At 68.4% G+C, this 25,138-nt stretch carries 21 protein-coding genes and 1 tRNA gene; 13 read left to right on the top strand and 9 right to left on the bottom strand.

The window, feature by feature from the left end; genetic code table 11:
* The first annotated feature begins 6 nt into the window (after positions 1–6).
* The 3 genes from H7J86_RS21585 to H7J86_RS21575 are packed head-to-tail and all read left to right on the top strand — an operon-like array spanning position 7 to position 3,585.
* The gene (locus H7J86_RS21585) at positions 7–1,278 is read left to right on the top strand and encodes a deoxyguanosinetriphosphate triphosphohydrolase (protein WP_090353569.1); all 1,272 of its coding nucleotides are present in this window, start codon (positions 7–9) and stop codon (positions 1,276–1,278) included.
* 4 nt (positions 1,279–1,282) lie between these two features.
* Positions 1,283–3,238, top strand: a complete 1,956-nt coding sequence (gene dnaG / locus H7J86_RS21580; protein ID WP_090353570.1) for a DNA primase — start codon at positions 1,283–1,285, stop codon at positions 3,236–3,238.
* Positions 3,239–3,288: 50 nt separating this feature from the next.
* Positions 3,289–3,585 (top strand): DUF7155 family protein, encoded by a 297-nt coding sequence (locus tag H7J86_RS21575; RefSeq protein WP_090353980.1) that lies wholly within the window; start codon positions 3,289–3,291, stop codon positions 3,583–3,585.
* On the opposite strand, the gene H7J86_RS21570 is transcribed toward H7J86_RS21575, so the two are convergent.
* Entirely contained in the window at positions 3,582–3,836 is a 255-nt protein-coding gene (locus tag H7J86_RS21570) for a hypothetical protein (protein WP_090353981.1), read from the bottom strand. The genes H7J86_RS21575 and H7J86_RS21570 overlap by 4 nt on opposite strands.
* A gap of 145 nt (positions 3,837–3,981) precedes the next feature.
* Between H7J86_RS21570 and H7J86_RS21565 the strand changes: the two genes are divergently transcribed.
* A tRNA-Asn gene (locus tag H7J86_RS21565) sits at positions 3,982–4,057 on the top strand.
* A gap of 56 nt (positions 4,058–4,113) precedes the next feature.
* Here H7J86_RS21565 and H7J86_RS21560 read toward each other — a convergent pair.
* Positions 4,114–4,791: a cutinase family protein gene (locus H7J86_RS21560; protein ID WP_267293395.1), complete on the bottom strand. Its 678-nt coding sequence runs from the start codon at positions 4,789–4,791 to the stop codon at positions 4,114–4,116.
* Between the two features lie 98 nt (positions 4,792–4,889).
* Between H7J86_RS21560 and H7J86_RS21555 the strand changes: the two genes are divergently transcribed.
* Complete coding sequence (locus H7J86_RS21555) at positions 4,890–5,369, top strand: LppP/LprE family lipoprotein (protein ID WP_267293393.1); 480 nt, start codon at positions 4,890–4,892, stop codon at positions 5,367–5,369.
* Here the strand turns inward: H7J86_RS21555 and H7J86_RS21550 are convergent.
* Complete coding sequence (locus tag H7J86_RS21550; RefSeq protein ID WP_267293391.1) at positions 5,366–5,926, bottom strand: TetR/AcrR family transcriptional regulator; 561 nt, start codon at positions 5,924–5,926, stop codon at positions 5,366–5,368. The two genes, H7J86_RS21555 and H7J86_RS21550, sit on opposite strands and share 4 nt — an antisense overlap.
* Before the next feature lie 107 nt (positions 5,927–6,033).
* Here H7J86_RS21550 and H7J86_RS21545 point away from each other — a divergent pair, with 107 nt between their 5' ends.
* A complete protein-coding gene (locus H7J86_RS21545) occupies positions 6,034–9,084 on the top strand; it encodes an MMPL family transporter (protein WP_267293389.1) in 3,051 nt (1,016 codons plus the stop codon).
* Here the strand turns inward: H7J86_RS21545 and H7J86_RS21540 are convergent, their stop codons facing one another.
* Entirely contained in the window at positions 9,085–11,055 is a 1,971-nt protein-coding gene (locus tag H7J86_RS21540) for an acyl-CoA dehydrogenase family protein (RefSeq protein WP_267293387.1), read from the bottom strand. It lies immediately after the preceding gene.
* Positions 11,056–11,222: 167 nt separating this feature from the next.
* Between H7J86_RS21540 and H7J86_RS21535 the strand changes: the two genes are divergently transcribed.
* Complete coding sequence (locus tag H7J86_RS21535; RefSeq protein ID WP_267293385.1) at positions 11,223–12,305, top strand: esterase-like activity of phytase family protein; 1,083 nt, start codon at positions 11,223–11,225, stop codon at positions 12,303–12,305.
* Positions 12,306–12,308: 3 nt separating this feature from the next.
* Here H7J86_RS21535 and H7J86_RS21530 read toward each other — a convergent pair whose 3' ends face one another.
* Positions 12,309–12,917 (bottom strand): helix-turn-helix domain-containing protein, encoded by a 609-nt coding sequence (locus H7J86_RS21530; protein WP_090353581.1) that lies wholly within the window; start codon positions 12,915–12,917, stop codon positions 12,309–12,311.
* Positions 12,918–13,056: 139 nt separating this feature from the next.
* Here H7J86_RS21530 and H7J86_RS21525 point away from each other — a divergent pair, with 139 nt between their 5' ends.
* From H7J86_RS21525 to H7J86_RS21515, 3 genes are read left to right on the top strand one after another with little or no spacing between them, the layout of a single operon-like run.
* Complete coding sequence (locus H7J86_RS21525) at positions 13,057–14,448, top strand: purine-cytosine permease family protein (protein ID WP_267293383.1); 1,392 nt, start codon at positions 13,057–13,059, stop codon at positions 14,446–14,448.
* Positions 14,449–14,467: 19 nt separating this feature from the next.
* Complete coding sequence (locus H7J86_RS21520; protein ID WP_267293381.1) at positions 14,468–15,430, top strand: isopenicillin N synthase family dioxygenase; 963 nt, start codon at positions 14,468–14,470, stop codon at positions 15,428–15,430.
* 34 nt (positions 15,431–15,464) lie between these two features.
* Complete coding sequence (locus tag H7J86_RS21515; RefSeq protein WP_267293379.1) at positions 15,465–16,499, top strand: isopenicillin N synthase family dioxygenase; 1,035 nt, start codon at positions 15,465–15,467, stop codon at positions 16,497–16,499.
* Between the two features lie 518 nt (positions 16,500–17,017).
* Here H7J86_RS21515 and H7J86_RS21510 read toward each other — a convergent pair.
* Positions 17,018–17,470, bottom strand: coding sequence for a MarR family winged helix-turn-helix transcriptional regulator (locus H7J86_RS21510; RefSeq protein WP_267293377.1), 453 nt, complete (start codon positions 17,468–17,470; stop codon positions 17,018–17,020).
* Between the two features lie 105 nt (positions 17,471–17,575).
* On the opposite strand from H7J86_RS21510, the gene H7J86_RS21505 reads away from it, so the two are divergent.
* Positions 17,576–19,591: a DUF2232 domain-containing protein gene (locus tag H7J86_RS21505; protein WP_267293375.1), complete on the top strand. Its 2,016-nt coding sequence runs from the start codon at positions 17,576–17,578 to the stop codon at positions 19,589–19,591.
* The gene (locus H7J86_RS21500; RefSeq protein ID WP_267293373.1) at positions 19,588–20,412 is read left to right on the top strand and encodes a CbiQ family ECF transporter T component; all 825 of its coding nucleotides are present in this window, start codon (positions 19,588–19,590) and stop codon (positions 20,410–20,412) included. Before H7J86_RS21505 ends, H7J86_RS21500 begins: the two co-directional genes overlap by 4 nt.
* A gap of 4 nt (positions 20,413–20,416) precedes the next feature.
* Here H7J86_RS21500 and H7J86_RS21495 read toward each other — a convergent pair whose 3' ends face one another.
* From H7J86_RS21495 to H7J86_RS21485, 3 genes are read right to left on the bottom strand one after another with little or no spacing between them, the layout of a single operon-like run.
* On the bottom strand, positions 20,417–21,727 hold the full coding sequence (locus tag H7J86_RS21495) for an ABC transporter substrate-binding protein (RefSeq protein WP_267293371.1): 1,311 nt from the start codon (positions 21,725–21,727) through the stop codon (positions 20,417–20,419).
* Positions 21,724–22,536, bottom strand: a complete 813-nt coding sequence (locus tag H7J86_RS21490) for a carbohydrate ABC transporter permease (RefSeq protein WP_267293369.1) — start codon at positions 22,534–22,536, stop codon at positions 21,724–21,726. The genes H7J86_RS21495 and H7J86_RS21490 overlap by 4 nt, the downstream gene beginning before the upstream one ends.
* Complete coding sequence (locus H7J86_RS21485) at positions 22,523–23,389, bottom strand: carbohydrate ABC transporter permease (RefSeq protein ID WP_267293367.1); 867 nt, start codon at positions 23,387–23,389, stop codon at positions 22,523–22,525. The genes H7J86_RS21490 and H7J86_RS21485 overlap by 14 nt, the downstream gene beginning before the upstream one ends.
* Before the next feature lie 62 nt (positions 23,390–23,451).
* Here H7J86_RS21485 and H7J86_RS21480 point away from each other — a divergent pair, with 62 nt between their 5' ends.
* The gene (locus H7J86_RS21480) at positions 23,452–24,960 is read left to right on the top strand and encodes a PucR family transcriptional regulator (RefSeq protein ID WP_267293365.1); all 1,509 of its coding nucleotides are present in this window, start codon (positions 23,452–23,454) and stop codon (positions 24,958–24,960) included.
* Positions 24,961–25,138 lie beyond the last annotated feature (178 nt).

Raw genomic sequence — 25,138 nt, 5'->3', positions numbered from 1 at the left:
CCGTTAGTGGGCACCGCGACCGATACCTATACCGACCTCGACAGGCAGCGCCTGGTGATCGAGGCGCCCAAGGCTGCCGCGCTGCCCGGGACCGGCTCCGAACACCGCACCGACTTCGCCAGGGACCGGGCCCGGGTGCTGCACTGCGCCGCGCTGCGCCGCCTGGCCGACAAGACCCAGGTGGTCGGACCGCGGCAGGGTGACACCCCGCGCACCCGGCTGACCCATTCGCTGGAGGTCGCGCAGATCGGCCGCGGGATGGCCGTCGGACTGGGCTGCGACCCCGACCTGGTGGACCTGGCCGGGCTGGCTCATGACATCGGCCACCCGCCCTACGGGCATAACGGCGAGCGGGCACTCAACGAGATCGCCAAGGCGTTCGGCGGGTTCGAGGGCAATGCCCAGAACTTCCGCATCCTCACCCGGCTGGAGCCCAAAATTCTTGACGCGGGCGGCCATTCGGCTGGTTTGAACCTGACCCGCGCCGCACTGGACGCGGTGATGAAGTACCCGTGGTACCGCGCCGGCGGGCGCAAGAAGTTCGGTTTCTACGACGACGACGCCGAGGCCGCGACCTGGATGCGCGCCGGTGCGCCCGCCGAGCGGACCTGCCTGGAAGCCCAGGTGATGGACTGGGCCGACGATGTCGCCTACTCCGTGCACGATGTCGAAGACGGGGTCATCTCGGGCCGCATCGACCTTCGGGTGCTCGCCGACGACGACGCGGCCGACGCGCTGGCCCGCCTGGGCGCGGACGCCTTCCCGACGGTGACCCACGACGACCTGCTGGCCGCCGCGCAGCGGCTCTCGGAGATGCCGGTGGTGGCCGCGGTGGGCAAGTTCGACGGCACCTTGGCAGCGTCAGTTGGGCTCAAGAACATGACCAGCGAGCTGGTGGGACGGTTCGCCAACGCGGCGATCACCGAAACCCGGGCAATAGCCGGTGACGGCCCGCTGCGCCGCTACGACACCGATCTCGCGGTGCCGGCGCTGGTGCGCGCCGAGGTCGCGGTGCTCAAGATGCTGGCCCTGCAGTTCATCATGTCCGATCACCGGCACCTGCAGGTCCAGGCCGACCAGCGCACCCTGGTCGAAGAGGTCGCCCTGGTGCTGTGGGCACAGGCACCCAGCAGCCTGGACCCGCAGTTCGCGCCCGAGTTCGCCGCCGCCGCCGACGACGGGGCACGGCTGCGGGTGGTGATCGACCAGATCGCGTCCTACACCGAGAGTCGGCTGGAGCGAGTGCATGAGGCACGTTCGCCCCGCCCTCTAGACTGACGCGATGGCTGGTCCGGTGGGCAGGAGCGAAGCGACCCGGGGTAAAGGTGCGCGTATCCCCGATCGCGATATCGCGGCCATCCGCGACCGCGTGCGCATCGAGGAAATCGTCGGCGACTATGTCCAGTTGCGCCGCGCCGGGGTGGATTCGCTCAAGGGGTTGTGCCCCTTCCACGACGAGAAGTCACCGTCGTTTCACGTGCGCCCCAACCACGGCCACTTCCACTGCTTCGGCTGCGGTGAGGGCGGCGACGTCTACGCCTTCCTGCAGAAGATCGAGCACGTCAGCTTCGTCGAGGCCGTCGAACTCCTCGCCGACAAGGTCGGCTACACCGTCACCTACACAGGTTCGTCGACCACCAATGTGCAGCGTGACCGCGGCAGCCGCAGCCGGCTGATCGCCGCCAACGCCGCCGCGCAGGAGTTCTACGCCGAGGCGCTGCAGTCCGCGGAAGCGGAACCGGCGCGCCGGTATCTGATCGAGCGCAACTTCGATGCCGACGCGGCCAAACGGTTCGGCTGCGGTTTCGCGCCGTCGGGCTGGGACACCTTGACAAAGCACTTGCTGCGCAAGGGATTCGAATTCAAGGAGCTGGAAGCCGCCGGGCTGTCTCGCGAGGGCCGGCGCGGTCCGATGGACCGTTTTCACCGGCGGTTGCTGTGGCCCATCCGGGTGTCGTCGGGGGAGACCATCGGCTTCGGTGCCCGCCGGCTGTTCGACGACGACCATATCGAAGCCAAGTACGTCAACACCTCCGAGACGGTGCTGTACAAGAAGTCGAATGTCTTGTTCGGGCTGGATCTGGCCAAGCGGGATATCGCCAAGGGCCACCAGGCCGTCGTGGTCGAGGGTTACACCGACGTGATGGCGATGCACTTGGCCGGGGTGACCACCGCGGTGGCCGCGTGCGGCACCGCTTTCGGCGACGACCACCTGTCCATGTTGCGCCGACTCATGATGGACGACAACTTCTTTCGCGGTGAGCTCATCTATGTCTTCGACGGCGATGCGGCCGGCCGGGCCGCCGCGGTGAAGGCGTTCGAGGGGGAGCAGAACCTGGCCGGCCAGTCGTTCGTGGCGGTGGCTGCCGACGGGATGGATCCGTGCGATCTGCGGCTGCGCTCCGGTGACGGGGCGTTGCGCGACCTGGTGGCCCGCCGGGCCCCGCTGTTCGAATTCGCCATCCGCACCGCGCTCGCCGACCACAACCTCGACAGCGCCGAGGGCCGGGTGGCGGCGCTGCGGCGCTGCGTGCCGATGGTGGCCGGGATCAAGGACCCGACCCTGCGTGACGAGTACGCCCGCCAGCTGGCCGGCTGGGTGGGCTGGGACAACGTCGCCCAGGTCCTCTCCCGGGTACGCGAGGAGGCCGGGCGCAAGGGACCCGCCAAGGGGCGCGACGCCGGCCGGTCGCGGGGGTCGGCCGAACCGGTCCGACAGCGGCCCATGGTCACCGTCACCCGTCCCGATCCGCGGGATCCGACCCTGCGCCCGCAGCGGGAGGCGCTCAAGGCGGCGCTGCAGTATCCGGGGCTGGCCGGTCCGGTCTTCGACACGCTCACCGCAGAGAGTTTCACCCATCCCGGCTATGCCGCCGTGCGCAAGGCCATCGCGGACGCGGGCGGCATGTCGGCCGGCTTGTCCGGCGCCCAGTGGATCGAGACGGTGCGGGATCTGCAGGATTCCCCCGAGGGCGCGAACCTGGTGAATGAACTCGGTGTGGAGGCCATCCGGTTCGAGGACGACGAGAAGTTGGTCCGCTATGTCTCCGGGGTGCTCGCCCGCCTGCAGGAGGTGTCGGTGGGGCGGCAGATCGCCGAGGTCAAGTCCAAGCTGCAGCGGATGTCGCCGGTGGACCACAGCGACGAATACCACGCCCTGTTCGGTGACCTGGTGGCCATGGAGACCTATCGCCGCAGCCTGTTGGAGCAGGCCAGCGGTGACGACATGACTGCGTGAACAGGCGTCGCACGCTATGGTGAGGCGTGCGATGGCGCCACGAGAAAGGCATCCCGGTGAACACTTCAGCTAGGCGTGTGGTCCTGGTGGGCGCGTTTGCGGTGGCCGCCGCCGCGGCACCGCTGGTGGCATTCTCGGCCGCCGGATCCCAGAGTTCGGTGCAGGCCCAGCCTGCGTGCCTGGCGTGGTTCGGGAACAAAGAGGACGGCAAGTGCCTGTCCTACTCGAACTCCGGTGGCAGCGGCGGGGGCCTCGGTTTCGGCAGCCCGGGCATCTCCGTGGGCAGCAACGGCATCAATTCCGGGCCGCTGCTCCCGGGTCAGACCTGGAACGTCCCGATGGGCTAACGCCTCTCGGCGGTCTCGTCTTCGAGAGGTTCCAGCACGGTGGTCTCCGCGTCGATCGCCGTCAGCTTCACCAACGCCGGATCGGGGGATACCCGGTCGGCCAATTTTCGCCGTCCGGCGTCCAGCACGGCCTTGGTGGCCGGATTCTCGGTGACGGCCCGGTAGGTGCCGGCGATCTGTTCGTAGCGGCGTCGACCAGCCTTGGCACCCAATACGTAGCCGACCCCCAACACGAACACGATCCGGAACACGCGCACTCCCTCCCCGGGTCACAGCAGAACGCTCACCATCCTGCCTCACGCAGCTGAGAGTTGGTCGACGGGCGTGAGGAAACGGCTCTGACATGGCGATTCGGGTCGCGCGGCCCATATGCGCTAGAGTCTGTCTTCGGTTCATTCCCCTGTAGCTCAATTGGCAGAGCTTCCGACTGTTAATCGGACGGTTGATGGTTCGAGTCCATCCGGGGGAGCCAGCAAGGCCAGCGCGAATGCGCTGGCCTTCGTGCTTTGGAGGGGTCGGTCGACCCACCTACACCAGCCGGCCCGCAGCCTTCGACGCTGCCGTGGCGACCAAGCCGTTGAGCGGGTAGAGGGCATGGGCCAGCGACGAGAGGAACGAACCCGGCGAGCCGTCGCAGATGCTGTCCCCGGGTGCGCACAGATCCAGTGACTTGCCGTTGTACAGCGGTGAGATGTTCGCGGGCGGGGCCCCGAACCCGCCCAGCAGCTCGGCCGTCGGCTTACCGAACAGCACGATCCCGGCGACGTGGTTGTGCACCTCGGCGGGGATGTCCGCGGTGGTGGCATAGGCGGCCACCGCCGCGCCCTGCGAGTACCCGCCGAGCAGGAGCTTGGTGTTCGGGCAGTTCGCGGCCATCGCCTGAAGATGTGAGGTGGTGTCGTGGACACCGTCGAACATCGTGGACGGGAAGACCGCTTTATTGCCGAAATCGCCGGTGGCCGCATAGTTCACCGGGTAGACGCCGATGGATTTGCCCGGGAGTTGACCGCGCAACGTGTCGATGAACGCCTGGCCCACGGTGCCGACGCCGGGCGGCTCATCGCTGCCGCGGGCGAACACCACCTCGGCATCGGGGCACGGGTCGGCGGAGGCCATCGGGGCGGCACCGGTTGCCAGCGTCGCAGCGCCCAACGTGCCGACAACGACCAACGGGCCGACCAACCGGCGCAAATGACGAAAACCCATGTGGCCGATGCTACTCGCAGCGTTCGCTGCGCAGACCGGCGCGACAGGTGGCCCGCCGCGACCGGGCGAGCATGTCAGTGCTCCGTAAGCTCGTACCCATGCGGCTCTCGCGGATGATCCCGCTCGTCACCACGGTCACGCTTCTCGCCGCGTCCTGCGGCTGGAGCCCACCGAACTCCGGCTCCACCACGTCGACCGACTGCAAGCCCGAGGACACCCCGACCGCGGAGACGGTGGCCGCCGCGGTGCAACAACTCGGCGACCGCTGGCATGAGACCTCGCACGGGCACACCGGCGACTGCCGGTTGCACTGGGTGGTCGTCGGCACGGGTGACAAGGCCCTGGACGCGGCCGTGCAGGTGCTGTTCTTCGACCGCAACTCGCCGCTGGGCCCGCCCACCCCGCGCCCGCGCCCGTACACCACGGTCGTGCCGCTGGGGGACAAGATCGCGACGGTGCAGTATCAGTGGCTGCAGGGCGCGGATAAACCGTGCTGCCCGACCGGGATCGCCCAGGTGCGCTTCCAGATCGGCGACGACGACAAGCTCAAGGCGCTGGACCCGATCCCGAACCCCTAGCGCGCCTTCTGCTGGTACAGCTCGATCAGCCCCGCCTCGACGCGGCGCAGCGGCTCATCGGACTTGGTGGCCTGGCACATGATGATCGCGCCCTCGACGGCGGCGACGGTCATCGTGGCCAGTTGGGCGGCATCCGCGGGTGACAGGTCGGCCTCGTGCAGATGGCCGGTGAGGCGTCGTTCCCAGTCGGTGAACACCTCGCCGGCGGTATCGGCGGCCACGGAAGCCTCCGAGCGGCCGAGGGCGGCGGCCACGATCGGGCAGCCCGCGGTGAAATCGGTGGCCCGCAGCGCGTCGGTCCAGCCGGCGATGAAGCGCTGGATCACCGCCACCGGATCGCCGTCGCGGGCCAACCGGTCGATCGCGGCACCGGTCACCTTGCCCGCCACCGCGGTGGCGTCGGCGATGAGTTCGGCCTTGCCGCCGGGGAAATTCAGGTACAGCGAGCGCCGGGCCGTCCCGCTCAGTTCCAGCAGCAGTGCAAGCCCGGTACCTGCGACGCCGTTGCGCCGGATGAGGTCGACGGCACAGGAGATGAGCCGGTCTCGAGCCTGCATGCGCGTTTTTCCTACCTGAGGGTGATTGCGGTGTACCGATCAGTCTACTAACGTCTGTCGCCACGCGTAGACCGTTTGGTCTACATGGGGTGCGCGAGGGGGACGAAGTGGCTCATGGGGAGAGCAGGGTGTTCGGCCGGTTCAGCCGGTTCTGTGCGCGCTACGCGTGGTGGGTCATCGTGTTCTGGGTGGTCCTGGTCGGCGCGCTGAACCTCGCCATCCCGCAGCTGGAACGCACCGTCGCCGAGCATTCGGCACCGTTCATCCCCAGCAATATCGAAGCGGCGCAAACACTTCGGCATATGTCCAAGGAGTTCGGCGTGCCGGCCTCATCGGCCATCGGCAGCGTGCTGCTGGTCAACGAGAGCGGTATCGGCGCCGCCGACGAGAAGGTTTACCGCGACCTGGTGGCCGCGCTGCGGGCCGATACCGATGACGTGGCCTACGTCCTGGACGGCTACAGCAGCGACACCTTGCGCAGCATCGCGCTGAGCCCGGATGGCAAGGCGATCAACCTGGTGGTCGCCGGCACCGGAGACGTCGGATCGACCAAGGCGCATCAGAACACCGTCAACATCCGCAACACCATCGACGCCCTGGCCAAGCCGACGGGTCTGCAGATGTACTACACCGGGCCGTCGCCCACGCTGGCCGATCTGTTCAGCGCCATGGACTTCTCGCTGCTGATCATCACCGGGGTCTCGGTGCTGCTGATCACCCTGGTACTGCTGGCGGTGTACCGCTCGATGGTCACCGCGCTCATCCCGCTGCTCACCATCGGCATCGGCCTCGGTGTGGCACGGCCGGTGGTGTCGCTGCTGGGCGGAGCCGGCGTGCTGACCGTCTCCAACTTCACCATCGCGCTGATGACCGCGATGTTGCTCGGCGCGGCAACCGATTACGCGATCTTCATCCTGGCGGGCTACCACGAGGGCAGACGCAACGGGCTGGCCGTGCCGGACGCGTTGGGGCAAGCCGGGCAGAAGGTTTCCGGGATCCTGATCGCCTCCATGCTCACCATCGCCGCGGCCGCGACCGCGATGGCCTTCACCCAGCTCGGCATGTTCCGGGCCGCGGGGCCGCCGATCGCCATCGCCATCGTGATCGCCCTGGCCATCTCGATGACGTTGCCGTATGCGCTGCTGTCCCTCCTGGGCCGCCGGGGCTTCGCCGAACCGCGGCCGCTCAACGAACGCCGGTGGCGCCGGATCGGCACGACGATGATCCGGCGTTCGGGCGCGCTGTCCGCGGCGTCGCTGGTATTGCTGCTCGCCGCCGCCTCGGTGCTGCTCACCTTCCGGGTGAACTTCGACGAGAACGCCATGCAACTCGACCGCACCGAGAGCGCCACGGGTTATGAAAAGGCTTATGCCCATTGGGGAGTCAACGAGGTGGCGCCCGAATACCTGATCGTCTCGGCCGACCACGACATGCGCAACACCAACGATCTGGCGGCGTTGGACCGGGTCGCCGCCCGCATCGCCGGCATGCCGCAGGTGGCGTACGTCCGTGCCATGACGCGGCCGACGGGCAGCCAGCTGGAACAGACGACGGTGGGCTATCAGGCCGGTATCGTCGCCCACCGGCTCGGCGACGCCAGGGACCGCATCGGCACGGCGACCCCCGACCTGCAGCGGCTGGCCGCGGGCACCGCGACCCTTCGCGACGGCGCCGCCAGTGCCGATGCGCAGCTCCCGCAACTGGTTTCGGGGATCAAGTCCGTCACCGCACTGGCGCACCAGGTACTCGGCGGATATCAGGAAGCCGACTCCGCGCTGCGCACCGTCACCGACGGCCGGGTCGACGTCCCCGCGGTGCTGGCCGATCTGAACGCGTCGGTGGGCCTGCTCGACGTGGCCCTGCAGGCGATACCGGACAATGCCCAGATCGCCGACGGCGGCCGGGTGGTCAGTTCGGCACTGGGCGCGGCGCTGACCCCGCAGCCCGGACCGGACTGTCTGCTCAACCCGGTGTGCATGCGGGCCCGGTCCAGTCTCGCCGATCTGGATGCCGTGTCCGACGGTGCCGTCACCCGCACGCTGCGTCAGGCCCAGTTGTTGGCCGCGGTACCGCAGGTGACCGTCGACAAGGTGCGCGCCGCCCAACCGGGCATCAAGAACGCCCTGGCCCGGCTGCAGGCCATGGTGGCCATGGTGCCCGGCGGTTCACCCGAGCGGGCCAATGCCCAGCTCGCCGAACTGGTCCGCGGTGCGGATCGCCTCGACGAGGGCATGAGCCGGTTGGCCGCCGGTCTGAATCAGGTGAAGGGGGGCGTCGACCAGGTGGTGGGGCTGACCGGTCAGCTCACCGACGGACTCACCCAGGCCTCGGACTATCTGGCCGCGCTGGCCGCGCACACCTCGGCCGGGGCCGGGGCCGGGTTCTACCTACCCGCACAAGGCTTCGCCGACAAGGCATTTCAGGAGGGCCAACGCCTGCTGTTCGCCCCCGACGGCCGGACCGCGCGGATGCTCGTGGTGTGGCGGATCAATCCCTACAGCGATGCGGCGCTGAACGCCACCCGCGAACTGAGCCCGGCGGCGACCGAAGCCGCGGACGGGACCTCGCTGCAGGGCGCACATTTCGCCACCACCGGGTTGGCCTCGTTGTCGGCGGATATGCGTGACCAGGTGTGGCGGGACTTCGCCGTCTACGGCGTGGTCGCCATCCTGGGTGTGCTGCTGGTTCTGATGGTGTTGTTGCGCAGCATCGCCGCACCGGTGTTCATGGTCGCCGTCGTGGTGCTGTCGTTCGGTGCGGCCTCGGGTATCAGCGTGCTGGTGTGGCAGCACCTGATCGGGGTGGACGTCGACTGGTCGGTGTTCCCGGTGTCGTTCATGGCGCTGATCGCCGTCGGTGCCGACTACAGCATGCTGTTTGCCGCGCGCATCCGCGAGGAGTCCGGCGACGGCATGGTCCGCGGCATCATGCGCAGCTTCGGCAGCACCGGCAGCGTCATCACCACCGCCGGAATCGTCTTCGCGCTCACCATGTTCGCGTTGATGAGCGGCCGGGTGATCAACCTGCTGCAGATCGGGTTCACCGTGGGCGTCGGTCTGCTCATCGATATCACCCTGGTACGCACCATCCTGGTGCCGGCCGCCATGTCCCTGATCGGCGACCGTATCTGGTGGCCGAGTAAGCCCCGGCGGGGGTGATTACTTCGGCTCGATGGTGCCGGAGCTGACGGCGTCCTTCTCCTGATGCTCGTCGGCGTCCGGGATGTTCTCCGGATGCAGCATCTCGGCGTACCGCAGCTGCTCGGGAATCCCGAAACCGTCCACCAGCAGTTCGGCATGCGGACGCAGCTTGCGGCAGCGGTCGTTGATGGCGCGGGTGACGGCCTTGGCGCGTTCGGTGGACAGGAACCGGTGCTCGACGAACCATGCCTTGTCGTCCTCGATGATGCTCAGGGCATACAGGTCGCAGACCAGGTTGAGGATCTCGCGTGCCTCGTCATCCTCGCAGGCGTCGACGCCGGCGACGAAGGCCTCCAGCACGACCCGGTCGATATGCGCGATGGCGGCGTGCAGCACGTGATCCTGCACCGAGTTGAACGCCTCGAACGCGCTCATCTCCTTGGCCTTGCCCTGCAGCCGGCGCGCGACGGTGGACAGGATGTACTCCTCGCGGTCCTCGAACATCTTGACCTGGGTGCCGCGGTTGAAGAGGCTGCCTTCCTCCTCGTTGTCCTGCCGGGTGTCGAGGATGGTCTGCATGATGGTCTCGGCCGCGGTGCGCTTGAGCACCCGCTCGCCGGCGAAGTTGGCGGCGAAGCGCACCCACTCCACCGGACTCATGCCCTTGATGTCGTCGGCGTAGGCGGTCAGCAGCTCCTTGGCCACCAACTGGGTGAGCACGTGGTTGTCACCCTCGAACGTCGTGAACACGTCGATGTCACCGCGCAGCGCGATCAACCGGTTCTCGGCCAGGTAGCCCGCGCCGCCGCAGGCTTCGCGCGCCTCCTGGATGGCCCGGCTGGCATGCCAGGTGTTCGCGGCCTTCAGCCCCGCCGCCCGTGCTTCCACCTCGCGCTGGTCCTCGGCGTCGGGGAAGTCCGAGGACTGGATCTCGTGCAGCTTGGCCACCAGCTCGTTCTGCGCGAACTGCAGGGCGTAGGACCGCGCGATCAGGGGGAACAGCCGGCGCTGGTGCACCAGGTAATCCATGATGAGCACTTCGTCATCGGCATCGGGTGCGCTGAACTGCTTGCGCTGCAACGCATACCGGGTCGCGATGTCCAGCGCCACCCGGCCTGCCGCGGCGGCGCTGCCGCCGACGGTGACCCGGCCGCGGATCAGGGTGCCCAGCATGGTGAAGAACCGCCGCCCGGGGTTCTCGATGGGTGAGGAGTAGGTACCGTCCTCGGCGACGTCGGCGTACTTGTTGAGCAGGTTCTCCCGCGGGACGCGGACGTGGTCGAACTGGATGCGACCGTTGTCCACTCCGGGCAGGCCGCCCTTGTAGTGACAGTCCGAGGTGGTGACGCCGGGCAGATCGTTACCCTCCTCATCGCGCAGCGGCACCACGAAGCAGTGCACACCGTGGCCTTCGCCCTGGGTGATCAACTGCGCGAAAACCGCGGCCACCCGCGCGGTTTGGGCCGCACCGCCGATGTAGTCCTTGCGGGCGCTCGGGGTGGGGGAGTCGATGACGAACTCTTTGGTCGCCGGGTCATAGGTGGCTGTCGTCTCCAGCGACTGCACATCGCTGCCGTGGCCGGTCTCGGTCATGGCGAAACAGCCGAGCAGGTTCAGGCTGATGATGTCGCGGACATACGCCTTGTGATGGCGTTCGGTGCCCAGGTTCTCGATCGCGCCGCCGAACAGCCCCCACTGCACACCCGCTTTGACCATCAGCGACAGGTCGCTCATGGCGAGCATCTCGATCCGGGTGACGGCCGCGCCGACATCTCCCGTGCCGCCGTGCTCCTTGCGGAAGCCGTCCTCCGCGGCGCCCGCGGCGGCCATGATCTTGAGCTGTTCGCCGACCTTGGTGCGGGCGATGACGGTGTTCGGGGTGTAGTGCGGCTTGAAGATCTCACCGGACAGTTCGGTCCGCACGGCGTTCTTCACGTCGCGCCAGCGTCCGTCGAGGGTGTTGCGCAGATGTTCCGCGGTGGAGGTCATACCCGAACTTAGCCCGTGAAAGCGGTCCGCAAACGTGACTCTGGCAACGCCGAGGTCGAATTGCCGCACGACGGCGACCACACCCACGCCGACGTGAGCTGCGGCCGGCCGCGGGCAGCAACATTCGGTGCGACGGGGGCTCGTGGCGCCTGTGGTTATCTGTTGGCGTGAAGCGATCGGCGTGGGTGCTGTCGGCGGTTCTGGTGGTGGCGGGTTGTGCGGCCGCGCCGGCACCCACCTCCCAGCTGGAGTTTCTCGGCAAGGTCGAATTGGCGCACGGTCTGCTGTTCGCCGATACGACGGTGGGCGGTCTTTCCGGCATCACCTACGACGCCGGCCGCGACCAGTATTACGTGATCAGCGACGATCGGTCCGCGAAGAGCCCGGCCCGGTTCTACACCATGAGCATCGCCCTCTCGGGCAGCAATCTGGCCCGCGTCGACCTGCGGGGTGCCACGCCACTGCTGAACACCGACGGTCAGCGGTTCGCGCCGAAGTCGGCCACCACCGTGCCCCCGGATCCCGAGGGCATCGCCTTCGATTCCCGCCGCCAGCAGTTGTACTGGTCCAGCGAGGGGGAGCGGATCGTGAAACCGGATGCTCCGCCGGTGCTGCTCGATCCCTGGGTACGGACGGCGGGGCTCGACGGCGCATTCCGCGGCCAGTTCGCCCTGCCGCCGGAATTGCACATGTCCGCTGCCGATGCGGGGCCGCGGAAGAATCAGGCACTGGAGGGACTCACGCTGGCGCCCGACGGGACCGCACTGTGGGCGGGTATGGAGGAGCCCGGTTTCGACGACGGACCGCTGCCTACCGCCGAGCACGGTGCGTTGACCCGGATCACCCGGCTGGATCCCGAGACGCGGGAGGCGACGGCGCAGTACGCCTATCCGCTGGATCCGGTCAGCTCCGGTGCCGGCGGCGGTAACGGATTGTCCGATCTGGTGGCGCTCAACGCCGAGGACTTCCTGGTCATCGAGCGTGGGCACGGCACCAGGACCTCGGTGCACATCTACCGGGCGAGCATCGCCGGGGCGGACGACATTCTGGGCCGGCCGTCGTCGGCGGGGGCGGCACCCATGCGCAAGACCCTGGTGGCAGACCTGTCTGCGACGGTGCATTCGGTGGACAACGTAGAGGGAATCACCTTGGGGCCCAAGCTGTCCGACGGTCGTCAGTCGGTGATCATGGTCACCGATGACAACTTCTCGCCCGATCAGGTGACGCAGCTGCTGGCGTTCGCGCTCTGAGCGTCAGCTGTGCGACGGCGCGCGATGTGCCGCACCTTCACCGGGGTGGGCGATGGCGAGCAGGGCGTGGGCGGGTTCGTCGTCGACCAGCAGCCAGCGGTGGGGCAGGTCGGCAGGGTGGCTCACCAGATCTCCGGGTTGGAGTCGAACGGTCGGATGCCCGGAGATCTCGACGTCCAGCACACCGCTGATGAGATAGACGGCCAGCTCACCGGGAAGCTCGAACCATTCGGAGATGTATTGGCCGGGTTCGATGCGGTAGTCGATGACCTCCAACGGGTTACCCGGCTGCATGACCAGCGCCCTGCCTGCGGCCGCGTCGGCCCGGTTGGCCACCGGGATCGATCGGCCCTCACCGGCCCGGATCACCGAGACGCGGGACGCGGGCGGCGCGGGCAGTAGAGCTCCCGGCAGGACGTCGAGGGCATCCGCGAGCCGATAGGTGGTGATCATCGACGGTGCGCTGACGCCGCGCTCGATCTGGCTCAGGAAAGGTTGGCTGACGCCCGAGCGGCGGGCGAGCTCGCGCATTGATAAGCCTGACTTCTCGCGCAGGCTTTTCACGGTGGCGCCGATCATGGCATTGAGCGCGCCTTCGTCAGGCTGTGTCATCCGCGGATTCCTCACATGTTCGTAACCTCAGCTGAACGTCTATGACATTCAAAATCGCCATATTGATCGCTAGCAACAATCAATATGGCGTGCGCAGGGTCGAAGCTCGAGTGCACTCCCAGACCTCAGGAGTGTGTCGATGGCTATCGACCTGGAACGGACTGTATCCCAGGCCGGGGTGGGTGTGATTGGTAAAGGCAGTCGTGTGATCGAGCAGCGCGGTATCGACCGGATCCCGGATGACGAACGCCGGGGCACACCGCGCCAGGTCGGCCTGATGTGGAGCGGTGTCGTACTCAACGTCCAGGTGGTGGTCTACGGCGCGCTGCTGGTCACCTTCGGCCTCAACATCTGGCAGTGCGTCGCCGCGATCGTGATCGGCAACCTGACCTGGATCGTCGCCGGACTGTGCAGCCTGGCCGGGCCGGCGGCCGGAACCACCACCTTCACCGTCAATCGGGTTCCCTTCGGGCGGCTCGGCAACCGTCCGCTGGCCTTCTTCAACTGGGTCATGCAACTCGGATACGAAGTGCTCGACCTCGTGCTGATGACCCTCGCGGTGACCGCGTTGTTCGGCCTGGGCGGCATCACCCTGTCGAATTCGGCAACCGTCACGATCGTATTGGTACTGGCGGTGATTCAGAGTGTGCTGCCGATCGTCGGGCACGCCGCGATCACCCGCGTGCTGCGCACGCTGATCGTCCCGTTCGGTGCGCTCTTCCTCATGCTGGCCTGGCTCACCGCCGGCAGGCTCCACCTGCAGGTCACACCGCCCGCGGACTGGGCTGTCTTCCTCGGCGGTATCGCGCTGGCGGCCAGCGGTTCCGGTCTGGGCTGGTCGCCCAACGCCGCGGACTACTCGCGGTACCTGCCCGCCGCGGTGTCCCGGCGTGGGCTGGTCGGGTGGGTTCTGGTCGGCGGTGGGGTACCGCAATCCCTGTTGATGCTGCTCGGGGTCGCGGTCGCCAGTGTCGTTCCCTCGGCCACCGATCCGGTCGGCGGCCTGCCCACCGCGTACCCCGTCTGGTTCGTGATCCCGTACCTGGTCCTGCTCGTCGTTCAGATGATCGCGCTCAACGCGGTGGACCTCTACTCCTCCGGAGTTACGCTGCAGGCCATCGGGATTCGTGTCAGCCGGTGGCAGGCGGTGGCACTCGACGGGGTCATCTGTGCCGTCGTGGGTCTGTTGGTCGTGCTGTCCGGATCGTTCATGGCCTTCGTGAGCAATTTCCTGCTCTTCATGATCGTGTGGTTGGCGCCGTGGGCCGGCGTGTTCGTCGTCGACCACCTGCTGCGCAAGGGACGCTATGACCCCGTCGTCCTCGGGGGTGGCGGACGGGCATTCGCCCCGGCGGGAATCGCGGCGCAGGCCGCGGGCATGATCGCCGCCCTGCTGTGGATCAACACCACCGTCTTCGTCGGGCCGCTCGCGAGCGCCGCCGGTGGTGGTGCGGACCTGAGTGCGCCGGCCGGCTTCGGTGTGGCGGCCCTGACCTACCTCCTGCTCGCCCGGCGCGACGCCACCCGTTGAGTTGAAAGGAACGTATCCCATGACCATTCCCCTCATCGATCTGCAGATCTGGCGCACCGGATCCGCATCGGAACGCGCGGCACTCGCCCGGCAAGTGGACGAGGCGCTGCAGGACTCGGGCTTCCTGATGCTCGCCGGCCACGGTGTGAGTGCCGTTCTGCGCGAGAACATCCGGTCGGCAGCGCGCCGCTTCTTCGCCCTTCCTCAGGACGTCAAGGCCCGGTACGCCGCAGCGGTGGGGGGTCGTGGCTGGGTGGGGCCAGGCCGCGAGGCCAACGGGTTCTACGGTGAGGATGTCGACGGCACCCGGCCGGACCTCAAGGAGAGCTACACCATGGGCCGCGATTTCCGCACCGGCGACCCCCGCATCGACCAGATGTGGTTCGCCGACAATGTCTGGCCGGCCGAAGTTCCGGAGTTGCGCAACCTGTGTGACCGATACGCGGCCGCGGTTCGCGAGGTCTATGGCGACACCTTGCGATTACTCGCCTCGGCGGTGGGCCTGGAGCCGGACTGGTTCGCCGCCCAGACCCGCAACTCGCCACACACGTTCAACATCAACCGGTATCCGCCGTTGGTTGAGACCGGGGCGCCCGCGCCGGGGCAATATCGCATTGCCCCGCATACCGATTGGGGTGTGCTGACCATCCTGGACCGGCAGGCGGGGTACGGCGGCCTGGAGGTGCAGCACACCGACGGCAGCTGGCTGCCCGCTCCCTACGTGCCCGGCGCCTTCACGGTGAACATCGGTGATCTGATGGCGCGGTGGACGGGGGACCGCTGGCGCTCCACCCGGCACCGGGTGCTGCCACCGGCCGCCGACGCGCCGGGGGAGGAGTTGATCTCACTGATCATGTTCCTCGAAGCGGACGCCGACGCCGTCATCAGGACATTGCCCGCCCCGGTCGGCTCGGTCACCCATCCCGACGTCGTCGCGGGTGAGTACCTCGACGAACGGGCCGCGGCAGCCACCGTCAGCTGATACCCGTCAACCATCTCCAGGAAGTGAATCACCCATGAACATGCCCGAATTCGACATCCCCACCATCGATATCGGGGCCTTCAACGATCCCGAGGCTGCCGAACGTCACCGCGATGAGGTTGCCGCCCAGGTCGACCGCGCAGCCCGCACCGTCGGCTTCATGCAGATCGTGGGTCACGGCATCCCGGCCTCCACCTTGCACGCCTTCACGGCCGCCACCGATGCCTTCTTCGCCCTCGATTCCGTCGTCAAAGCGGCCTACCGGTGTCCGCCGTCGGTCAACCGCGGCTACACCCCGCCGAAGTCCGAAGCCCTGGCCGCAAGTCTGGGGCTGGTGAGCGCGGCCGACCTGTTCGAGGCCTTCAACATCGGCACCGAAGCCGCTGAGTATCCCGCACTCGAGCTGTCCGCCACCGATTACGCCCCCAACATCTGGCCCGCCGAAGTGCCGGGATTCACTGGGGCCGTGAGTGATTGGTTTTCCGCGGCGGGCGCTGTCGCCCGCACCATGGTCCGGATCTTCGGACGCGCGCTCGGGCTCGGGGACGACGGTCTCGTCTCCGTCACCGACCACTCCTTGGACGTGCTGCGGATGATCAACTATCGGCTGCCCTCACCGGAGACGGTGCTCGAGCCCGATCAGGTCGGGATGGGGGCGCATACCGACTATGGCATCGTCACCGTGCTGTGGGCCGACGCGGTGCCCGGTCTGGAAGTGCTCGGCGACGGCGGCCGTTGGCATCCGGTCCAGCCGGCGCCCGGCGCGTTGTTGGTGAATCTCGGTGACGCACTGGCCAGATGGACCAATGACGAGTGGATATCGACGATGCACCGGGTCGCCGCTCCGCGGATCGGCGGAGTCCTGGTGCCGCGCCGGTCTGCCGCGTACTTCCACGACGGCAATATCGACGCCGTGATCGCCCCGTTGTCGACCTGCGTCGGCCCTGGGCGGCCGGCCCGCTACGAGCCGGTGACTGTCGGTGAGCACCTGCGCGCGAAGCTCGCCGGTTCACGCAGCCGGGTGCTGAATCCCGGCGCGGAACGGGAGGCGGCCCGGCTGGCGCGCTGACCCGGCCCCGACGATTCGCCGCCGCCGGGTGCCTTGCCCAAACGGCCAGCTCACGGGATCGGAACTGGGTTTCCCGAGGGTTCGCTCTCTTCGACCGCATCGCCCAGGTGGTGACCCGCGCTCGCTCGCTTGAACTCCTGCGGGGCCAACCGGTCCTCCAACATGGCAGGCGTCGGACGAATGAGAGGTGTGGTCCACCAGTGACGAAGTTTCTTGAGCACTTTCGATCCCTTTCTCAACCGTTCAGGGCTTTGCTGGCACTACGGACTCGGACCCTGGAATGCGCCCTCACCTGTCCAATGCGGTTGCGCGGGATGAAGGGAGCGTACGGCGCGGCAGCTGTGATGGCGCTGCGAGTCAGTCCGAATCCGCTGTTGCGCACGAATAATCCGCCGAACGACGGACACTGGCCGAATCTGCTGTGAGGCAAGGGTTGTCCTCCGAATGGTGGACACGGACCACCGGCGGCCGTGATTGCCCTGCCATCGAGGACCGGCACAACGGTGAGGTGACCTTTGTCAGTCGGATTCAGCCACACCTGCACGGGACTGCGCGACCTCGAGCAGGTCGCGCAGCACGGTGACGGCGTCGGTGAGGGTGGTGCGCTGCTTGCTGTCCAGGCGTTCCAGGAAGGGGTCGATGGCCGCGGCGCGGTCGGCTCGTACCCGCGCCAGCGTGGCCCTGCCGTCCTCGGTGATGCTGATGAGCACCGCGCGCGCATCACCGGGGTCGGCGATGCGGGACACCAACCCGGCGTCTTCCAGCCGGCGCACCTGGGTGGTCATCGTCGGCTGCGAGCAGTGGTCCAGTGCGGCCAGGTCCGAGATGCGGGCGGCCCCCTGGTCCTCGATCGTCGACAGCAGTCGCGCTTGGGCGAAGGGCAGCGGGAAGCGGGCCCGCTGATTGGCCAGCCGGTTCACACGCGCGACCACGGACAGCAGGTCGGCACCCAACGCGGTGGTAGTCGGCATGGCTCCATGGTTGCATAGAATCACTATGTAGATAGCGCCGGTGTTCGTGCGGACCGTCACAGTGCACCGCGGCGACGTGCTCGTTGCGCCTGGCAGAATCGAGAAATGCCCGCTACCCACACCCGTCGGCGGGCGGGATCGTTGCACCCCAACGAGCTTGCCCAAGCCGCTGTGATGGCGGCACTGTGCGCGGCCATCGCGATCATCGCGGTGGTCGTTCCGTTCGCCGCCGGCCTGTCCGTCCTGGGCACGGTGCCGATGGGACTGCTCGCGTACCGATACCGGATCAAGGTGCTCATCGCCGCGGCCGTCGCCGGGGCGACCATCGCCTTCCTCATCGCCGGGATGGGCGGGTTGATGACGGTGCTCAACTGCGCCTACATCGGCGGTCTGACCGGCGCGGTGAAGCGGCGCGGACGTGGCCTGACCACGGCCATGCTGGTGTCGGTCGTCGCCGGGGTGGTGTTCGGCGCGTTCGTCGTCGGCGCGCTGGCCGTCGCGTCGCGGCTGCGCCAGCTGGTGTTCGACGCGATGACCGCCAACGTCGAAGGCACCGCCAAGATCCTCGGCCGCATCCCCGGGCTGCAGGACCTCGCCCCGCAGATGGTCGACATCTTCGCCACCGCACTGCGGTACTGGCCGTTGTTGATCGGCGCCTACGGCGTGTTCGCGATCGTCATCGTCAGCCTCATCGGTTGGTGGGCCTTGTCCGGGGTGCTGAGCAGGCTGGCGGGCGTGCCCGATGTGCACAAACTCGACGTGCCCACCGAGACCGGGTCCGTGGCTCCGGTGCCGCTGCGGCTGCGCGATGTGGTGTTCCGGTACCCGGGTACCGGTCGTGATGCCCTGGGCCCGGTGTCGTTGACGGTGGAGTTGGGCGAGCACGTCGCGATCACCGGCGCCAACGGATCGGGCAAGACCACGCTCATGCTCGTGCTGGCGGGTCGCGAGCCCACCGGCGGCACGGTCGAACGGCCGGGTGCGGTCGGGCTCGGCGCGCCGGGCGGCACCGCGGTGATCATGCAGCACCCCGAGAGTCAGGTGCTGGGCACCCGGGTGGCCGACGATGTGGTGTGGGGACTGCCGGTCGGCACCGAGATCGATGTGCCGCGGTTGCTCGCCGAGGTCGGTCTGGACGGTCTGGCCGAACGGGAGACCGGCGGACTGTCCGGTGGCGAACTACAGCGACTGGCGGTGGCCGCCGCGCTGGCCCGCGAACCCGCGCTGATGATCGCCGACGAGATCACCAGCATGGTGGACCAGGTCGGCCGCGACGGGTTGATGACGGTGCTGGCCGGCTTGACCCGCCACCACCAGATGTCACTGGTGCACATCACCCACTACAACGGGGAAGCCGAGGCGGCCGACCGTGCCATCAACCTGGCCGGCGGGTCGGAGATGGTGCAGACGGCGTCGGTCCCCGCCGGCGGCACGGTGGCACGCAGCGACAAACCGGTGCTGGAGCTGCGCGGGGTGGGCCATCGTTACGCTGCCGGAACCCCCTGGGAGAAAAGCGCTCTGCGGGATATCGACCTGGTGGTCAACGAGGGCGACGGTGTCCTGATCCACGGTCTCAACGGGTCCGGCAAGTCGACCCTGGCCTGGATCATGGCCGGTTTGACCCTTCCCACCGTCGGCAGCTGCCTGCTCGACGGCCGTCCGGTGTCCGAACAGGTCGGCGCGGTGGCGCTGTCCTTCCAGGCGGCCCGGTTGCAACTGATCCGCGGCCGGGTGGACCGTGAGATCGCCGCGGCAGCGGGGTTCTCCTCGCGCGACCACACCCGGGTGCTGGCCGCGCTGGCCACCGTCGGGCTGGAACCCGCCCTGGCCTCGCGTCCCATCGATCAGCTCTCCGGCGGGCAGATGCGTCGCGTGGTGCTGGCCGGCTTGCTGGCCCGGTCGCCGCGGGCCGTCATCCTCGATGAGCCGCTGGCCGGGCTGGACGCCGCCAGTGCCCGCGGCCTGCTGCGGCTGTTGGAGCAGCTGCGCCGCGACGGTCTCACCGTGGTGGTCATCTCCCACGATTTCGACGGTCTCGAAGAGCTCTGCCCGCGCACCTTGCATCTGCGCGACGGCCAACTGGTGCCGGCCGTCTCGAGTGCTTCCGGTGGTGTCGCATGAGCGGGTCACGCAGACCGGTGGTGCTGTTGCGTCCGGTGCCCGGCGACACGGCGATCCATCGCCTCTGGGCGGGAACGAAACTGATCGCCGTCGCCGCACTCGGGGTGCTGCTGACCTTCTATCCCGGCTGGTTGCCGATCGCGTGCGTCGCGGTCGTGGTCCTGGTGACGGCGGTGCTGGCCCGTATTCCGCGCGGTGCGCTGCCGTCGATCCCCAGCTGGCTGTGGCTGATCCTGCTGTTGGGCGGGGTGACCGCGTCCTTCGCCGGGGGCTCGCCGTATATCCACCTTGCCGGAGTCGAATTCGGCCTGGGCGGGGTGCTGAACTTCCTGCGGATCACCGCGGTATCGCTGGTGCTGCTGGGGCTGGGTGCACTGGTGTCGTGGACCACCAACGTCGCCGAGGTCGCCCCGGCGGTCTCGACGCTGGGCCGGCCGCTGCGGTTTCTCCGGATGCCGGTCGACGACTGGGCGGTCACACTCGCGCTGGCGTTGCGCGCGTTTCCCATGCTGATCGACGAGTTCAGCGTCCTCTACGCGGCCCGCAGGTTGCGGCCCCGGACACGGCCGGAGTCACGCCGGGCCCGCCGCAAACAGTGGTCCGCCGAACTGGTCGACCTGATGTCGGCCGCGGTGACGGTCTCCCTGCGCCGCGCCGATGAGATGGGTGATGCGATTGTCGCGCGCGGTGGGGTGGGTCAGATCTCGGCGTATCCCTCCCGGCCGCACGCGGCCGACTATGTGGCGCTGGTGACGATCGCGGTGGTGTGCGGCGTCGCCGGGTATCTGGAGGCCTGCACCTTCCTGGCCACCAGCCTCTAGCGAATCACCGTGCGGCGGCGGCGTTCGCGGCCCGTTCGGCGCGGGCGAGCGCTTCCGGCACGGCCAGCCGCCCCAGGAACATCTCGTCGAAATAGGGCTGCAGCGCCTGATAGCCCGCGGCGAAACCGAGGCCACCGGGGGCCGGTATGCGCGGGCCGCGCAGCACCGAGAAGAACGGGGCGACGTCGACACCCTGGCGCCGCCAGTGCGCGAAGTAGCCCGGCTGGGCATCCAGCACAGCGGGGATCGCCGAGCCGTCGGCGCCCAGGAAGGCATTGCCGTCGCGGCTGCCCATCCACGCCAGCACCGCACGTACCGCCTCGGGATGGCGGGTCGCGGAGTTCGCCGCCGCGGCAATCCCGTTGGTGACACTGACCCGTCCGGCGGGCCCGAGCGGCAGCATCGCCACACCCCACCGGAAGGTCGCCTGTCTGGCGATGGCCGCCAGGTTGTAGGTGCCGGACTGAAACAGGGCCATCCGCCCGGCCAGGAACTGGTTGCGGGAGAAGTCGCCGTTGTTGTTGGTGTCCGCGGCCGACGGCGCGACATGGTCGGTGTTGATCAGGTGGACCAGGTACTCAAAGGCTTGGGCGGCCTGCGTGTTGGAGAAGGCGAACCGGTCACCGTCGGCGAAGATGCCGCCGGCCGATCCGATGTAGTTGAGGTAGATGCCCTGCATATCGTTGGCGGCGTTGTAACCCCACTGTCTGATCCGCTGCGGATCGAAAGCCGGTGCGTTGGCCCGGTTCCCGCTTTCGTCGACGGTGAGCCGGGCCAGGAGCGGCCGCAAGGTGTCCCGCTGACCGGGGTCCCAGCGCAGGTCGGCGAGCTCGGCCGGGTCCACCCCGGCGGCTGCCAGCAGGTCGGCGTTGAAATACAGCGCGATGCCGGCATCGGTGAGTTGCGGTACCGCCCAGAGTGTTCCGTTGCGGGTGAATTGCGCGACGGTCGACGGATCCCAGTCGGTGGAGGGGGCCACCGGGAGCAGTCGGTCGTTGTCGGCGTACTCGGCGACGTAGGCATTGGACATCCAGACGATGTCGTCGGCACCGCCGCCGGCGATCTCGGTGCGCAGGGTGGTGAAGTAGTTCGCGTAGGCGACGACGTTGACGTGCACCTCGATATCGGGGTGGGTGCGGTTGAACTCGGCGAACGACTGCCGGTACGCCGCGGCGACCTGGTCGTCCCACAACCGCACGGTGACGACCGTCTTCCCGGACTCGGAGGTGCGGCCCAACAGCAGGGCGGCGACAAGCAGCAGCACGCCGGTGACGGCGATACCGGTGGCCAACAAGCTGGAGAAGCGCGGCCTCATTTGAGCCCCGTCACCACGATGGAGCGGATCAGGTGCCGGCCCAACACCACGAAAAGCACCAACAGCGGCACGATCGCCACCGTTGTCGCGGCCATCACCACCGTCCACTGCGCGTCGAAGCGGGACTGCAGACCGGCGGTGGCGACGGTGAGCACCTGCCAGCGCGGGCCGCTGGTGATCACCAGCGGCCACATGAAGTTGTTCCACTGCGACACCACGGTGATCATGGCCAGCGTCGCCAGAATTGGCCGGCTCGCCGGGAGTACCACATGCACCAGCACATCCAGGGTGTTGGCGCCGTCGAGGCGCGCGGCGTGGATCAGGTCGGCGGGGATGCCCCGGAAGTGCTCGCGCAGAAGGAAGATCGCGTACGGGGAGCCGAACAGGAAGGGCAGCACCAGCGCCCAGAACGTGTTGCGCAGCCCGGCCTCGGCCATCATCAGGTACAGCGGCACCACCGTCACCGTGGCGGGCACCATGAGGGTGGCCAGGTACACCCAGAACACCGCGTCCCGTCCCGGGAAACTCAGCCGGGCGAACGCGTAGGCGGCCAGCACCGAGAAGACCAGCTGTCCCAGCAGCACGGTGGCGGTCACCAGTGCGGTGACCACCAGGGCGCGGCCGAAACCCGCATCGCCGAGCGTCGCGTAGTTGGCCAGGGTGGGCGGAGCCGGAAAGGCCAGTGCGGAGCCGGTATTGAACTGCTGCGGTGAGGTGAACGAGGTCATCAACCCGAGCAGGAACGGGATCAGCGTCACCAACGCGCCCGCCCCTAGTCCCGCGTAGATCAGGGCGTTACGTGAGGTCATAGCTGACCCGCCGCCGGAAGTAGACGTGCTGCACCAGGGTGACACCGACCAGCAGCACGAACAACACGACCGCCATCACTGCGGCCCGCCCCACACTCGCCGCGCCGAACGCCTCGGCGTAGATGCGATGCGCCACAAGGTCGGTGCGGCCCTGCGGACCGCCGCCGGTGAGGGCGTACACGGTGTCGAACACCTGGGCGGCGCTCACCACACCGGTCACCGAGACGAAGTACATCGTGGGTCGCAGCATCGGCAGCGTGATGTACCGGAAGCGTTGCCAACTGCCGGCCCCGTCGGTGCGGGCCGCGTCATGCACGGCCCGTGGGATGGCCAGAATGCCGGCCAAGAAGAACAGCGACACGTAGCCGACGTTGGTCCACACCGTCACCGCCGAGACCACCGGCAGCGCCAGGCCGGGATCGGTCAGCCATTCGATATGCCGCCCCGCGACGGCGCTCAGCGCGCCGTCGGTGGGGGACAGGATCCAGCGCCACAGCACGCCGATCGCCAGCGGCGAGCAGATCCACGGCAGCACATACAGCGTCCGCAGAAACCCGGTGCCGGGTAACCCCCTGGCGAGCATCGCGCCCGCGGCCAGGCCCAGCAGCGTCTGCACCGGCACCACCATCGCGATGAACGCCACCGTCACCAACAACGACATCGCGAAGGTCGGATCGGTCAGCACCGACTGCCAATTATCCAGTCCGACAAACCGAATCGGACCCAGCAGATCCCAGCGATACACGCTCAGCCACGCCACCACCAGCATGGGCAGCAGCAGAAAGGTCACCACGCCGAAGAGGCTGGGTGCCAGCAGCGCGTACCCCAGCACGGTGGAACGGCGCCCGGACATGTCCTCATTAAAGCCGGTGGTCGGTGCGACCGATGCGGTGGCACGCTGGCTAAGCTTCGGTCGTGATCACCTTGGATCGCCTGGTGAACGTGGTCGGCGGGTACGGCGTGGCGGCCCGGCTGGGCGAGGTGTCGCGCTCGACCGAGCTGCGCAGTGTGGTGGTGCCCGAAGCGGTGACCGGCGATGTGCTGCTGGCCCTCGGCGCCTCGTCGTTGGCGGAGGCGCTGCGCTGGGCCGCGGACGCCCACGCGACGGTGGTGCTGGCACGGTGCGATCCACCCGATGCCGATACCGCGCTGCCCGACGGGATCGCGGTCCTGCTGGTGGATCCCGCGTTGCCGTGGAGCGAGCTGGCCGCGGTGGTGTACGGGCTGGTACTGGAGGGACGCGAAACCGAATCAGGGCGTGGCCCAACGGATCTGTTCGCCCTCGCCGACAGCCTGGCGGCGGCGATCGGCGGGGCGGTGGTGATCGAGGACCGGCACTCGCAGACCTTGGCCTACTCACGCATGCAACAGGACGCCGACGACGCGCGGGTGCAGACCATCCTGCGCAGGCAGCAGCCCACCGAGTTGCAGGCGGCGCTGGCCGGACGTGGTGTGTTCGCCCATCTCGCCGAGTCAGGCGAGCCACTGTTCCTCGCACCGGATCCGGAGCTCGGCATGACCGGTCGCATGGTGGTCGCGGCACGGGTGGGCCGCGAGCTGCTCGGATCGGTGTGGGTGAGCTGCCCGGCGGAATTACCGGGTGCGGCGCGGGCCGCGCTGACCGACGGCGCGCGGGTGGTCGCGCTGCACCTGCTGCGGTCGCGGGCGAGTGCCGACCTGGAGCGGCAGGTGGAATCGGACTCGGTGTTGCGGTTACTGGACGGCAGCGCCGAAGCCGCGACGGTCGCCAGCCGGGTCGGGCTGCCACCGGGACCGTTGCGCGTCATCGCGATGCGCGCGCGGCTGGAGCCGGACCGCCACACCGCCCTGTTGGTGGCCTTCGAGCAGGCGACGGCAGGCTTCGGCTGGTCGCGACCGGGCCGCAGCGCGCTCGCGGACAACACGCTGTACACCGTGCTGCCGGGCGAGCAGGTGGATGCGGCCCGGCAGTGGCTGGCCGCACTGAGCGCCGCGCTTCCCGAGCGCACGACGGTGCTGGCCGGGATCAGCGGACCCGCGGAGGCGGCCGAGTTGGCGGCGGCACGCCGGGAGGCCGACGAATGCCTCGCGCTGCACGAGACGGACGCCGCGGACGCCGAGCCACCCGCCTATGACGAGGCATGGGATGCCCTGGTGCTGCGCCGGTTACGTGCTGCGGCCGGCGCGGGACGTGGCCCCAGTCGTGGTCCGGTCGCCGAACTGCTCCGCCACGACGCGGTGCACGGCACCCCGTACGTGACGACGTTGCGGGTGTGGCTGGCAGCGCAGGGCGATCCCGCCCGGGCCGGAGCCGAACTCGGGGTGCACGAGAACACCGTGCGCTACCGGCTGCGCAAGATGGCCGAGGTGACCACCGTCGAGGTCGACGATTCGGGCAAGCGGTTGGCCATGATGATCGAACTGGCGGCCCTTGAACGCGGTTGATTGTCGATTCTCGACAATCTGAGTCTCGGTATTTGTCGGATCTCGCAGCGCACGCCCTTCCCGCGCACCCCATGATGGCGGTATCAGCAGTGCTGACATCGACTATTTCCCGTCGTCAGGGGCGGAGTGCAAGGGCCCGCCCCTGACGACAAACCACCGAACCCAGAAGGAGTGGTCC

The organism is Mycobacterium hackensackense (assembly GCF_025822555.1).
GTDB classification, from domain to species: Bacteria; Actinomycetota; Actinomycetes; order Mycobacteriales; family Mycobacteriaceae; genus Mycobacterium; species Mycobacterium fluoranthenivorans.
This window is presented reverse-complemented; position numbering and strand designations above follow the sequence as displayed.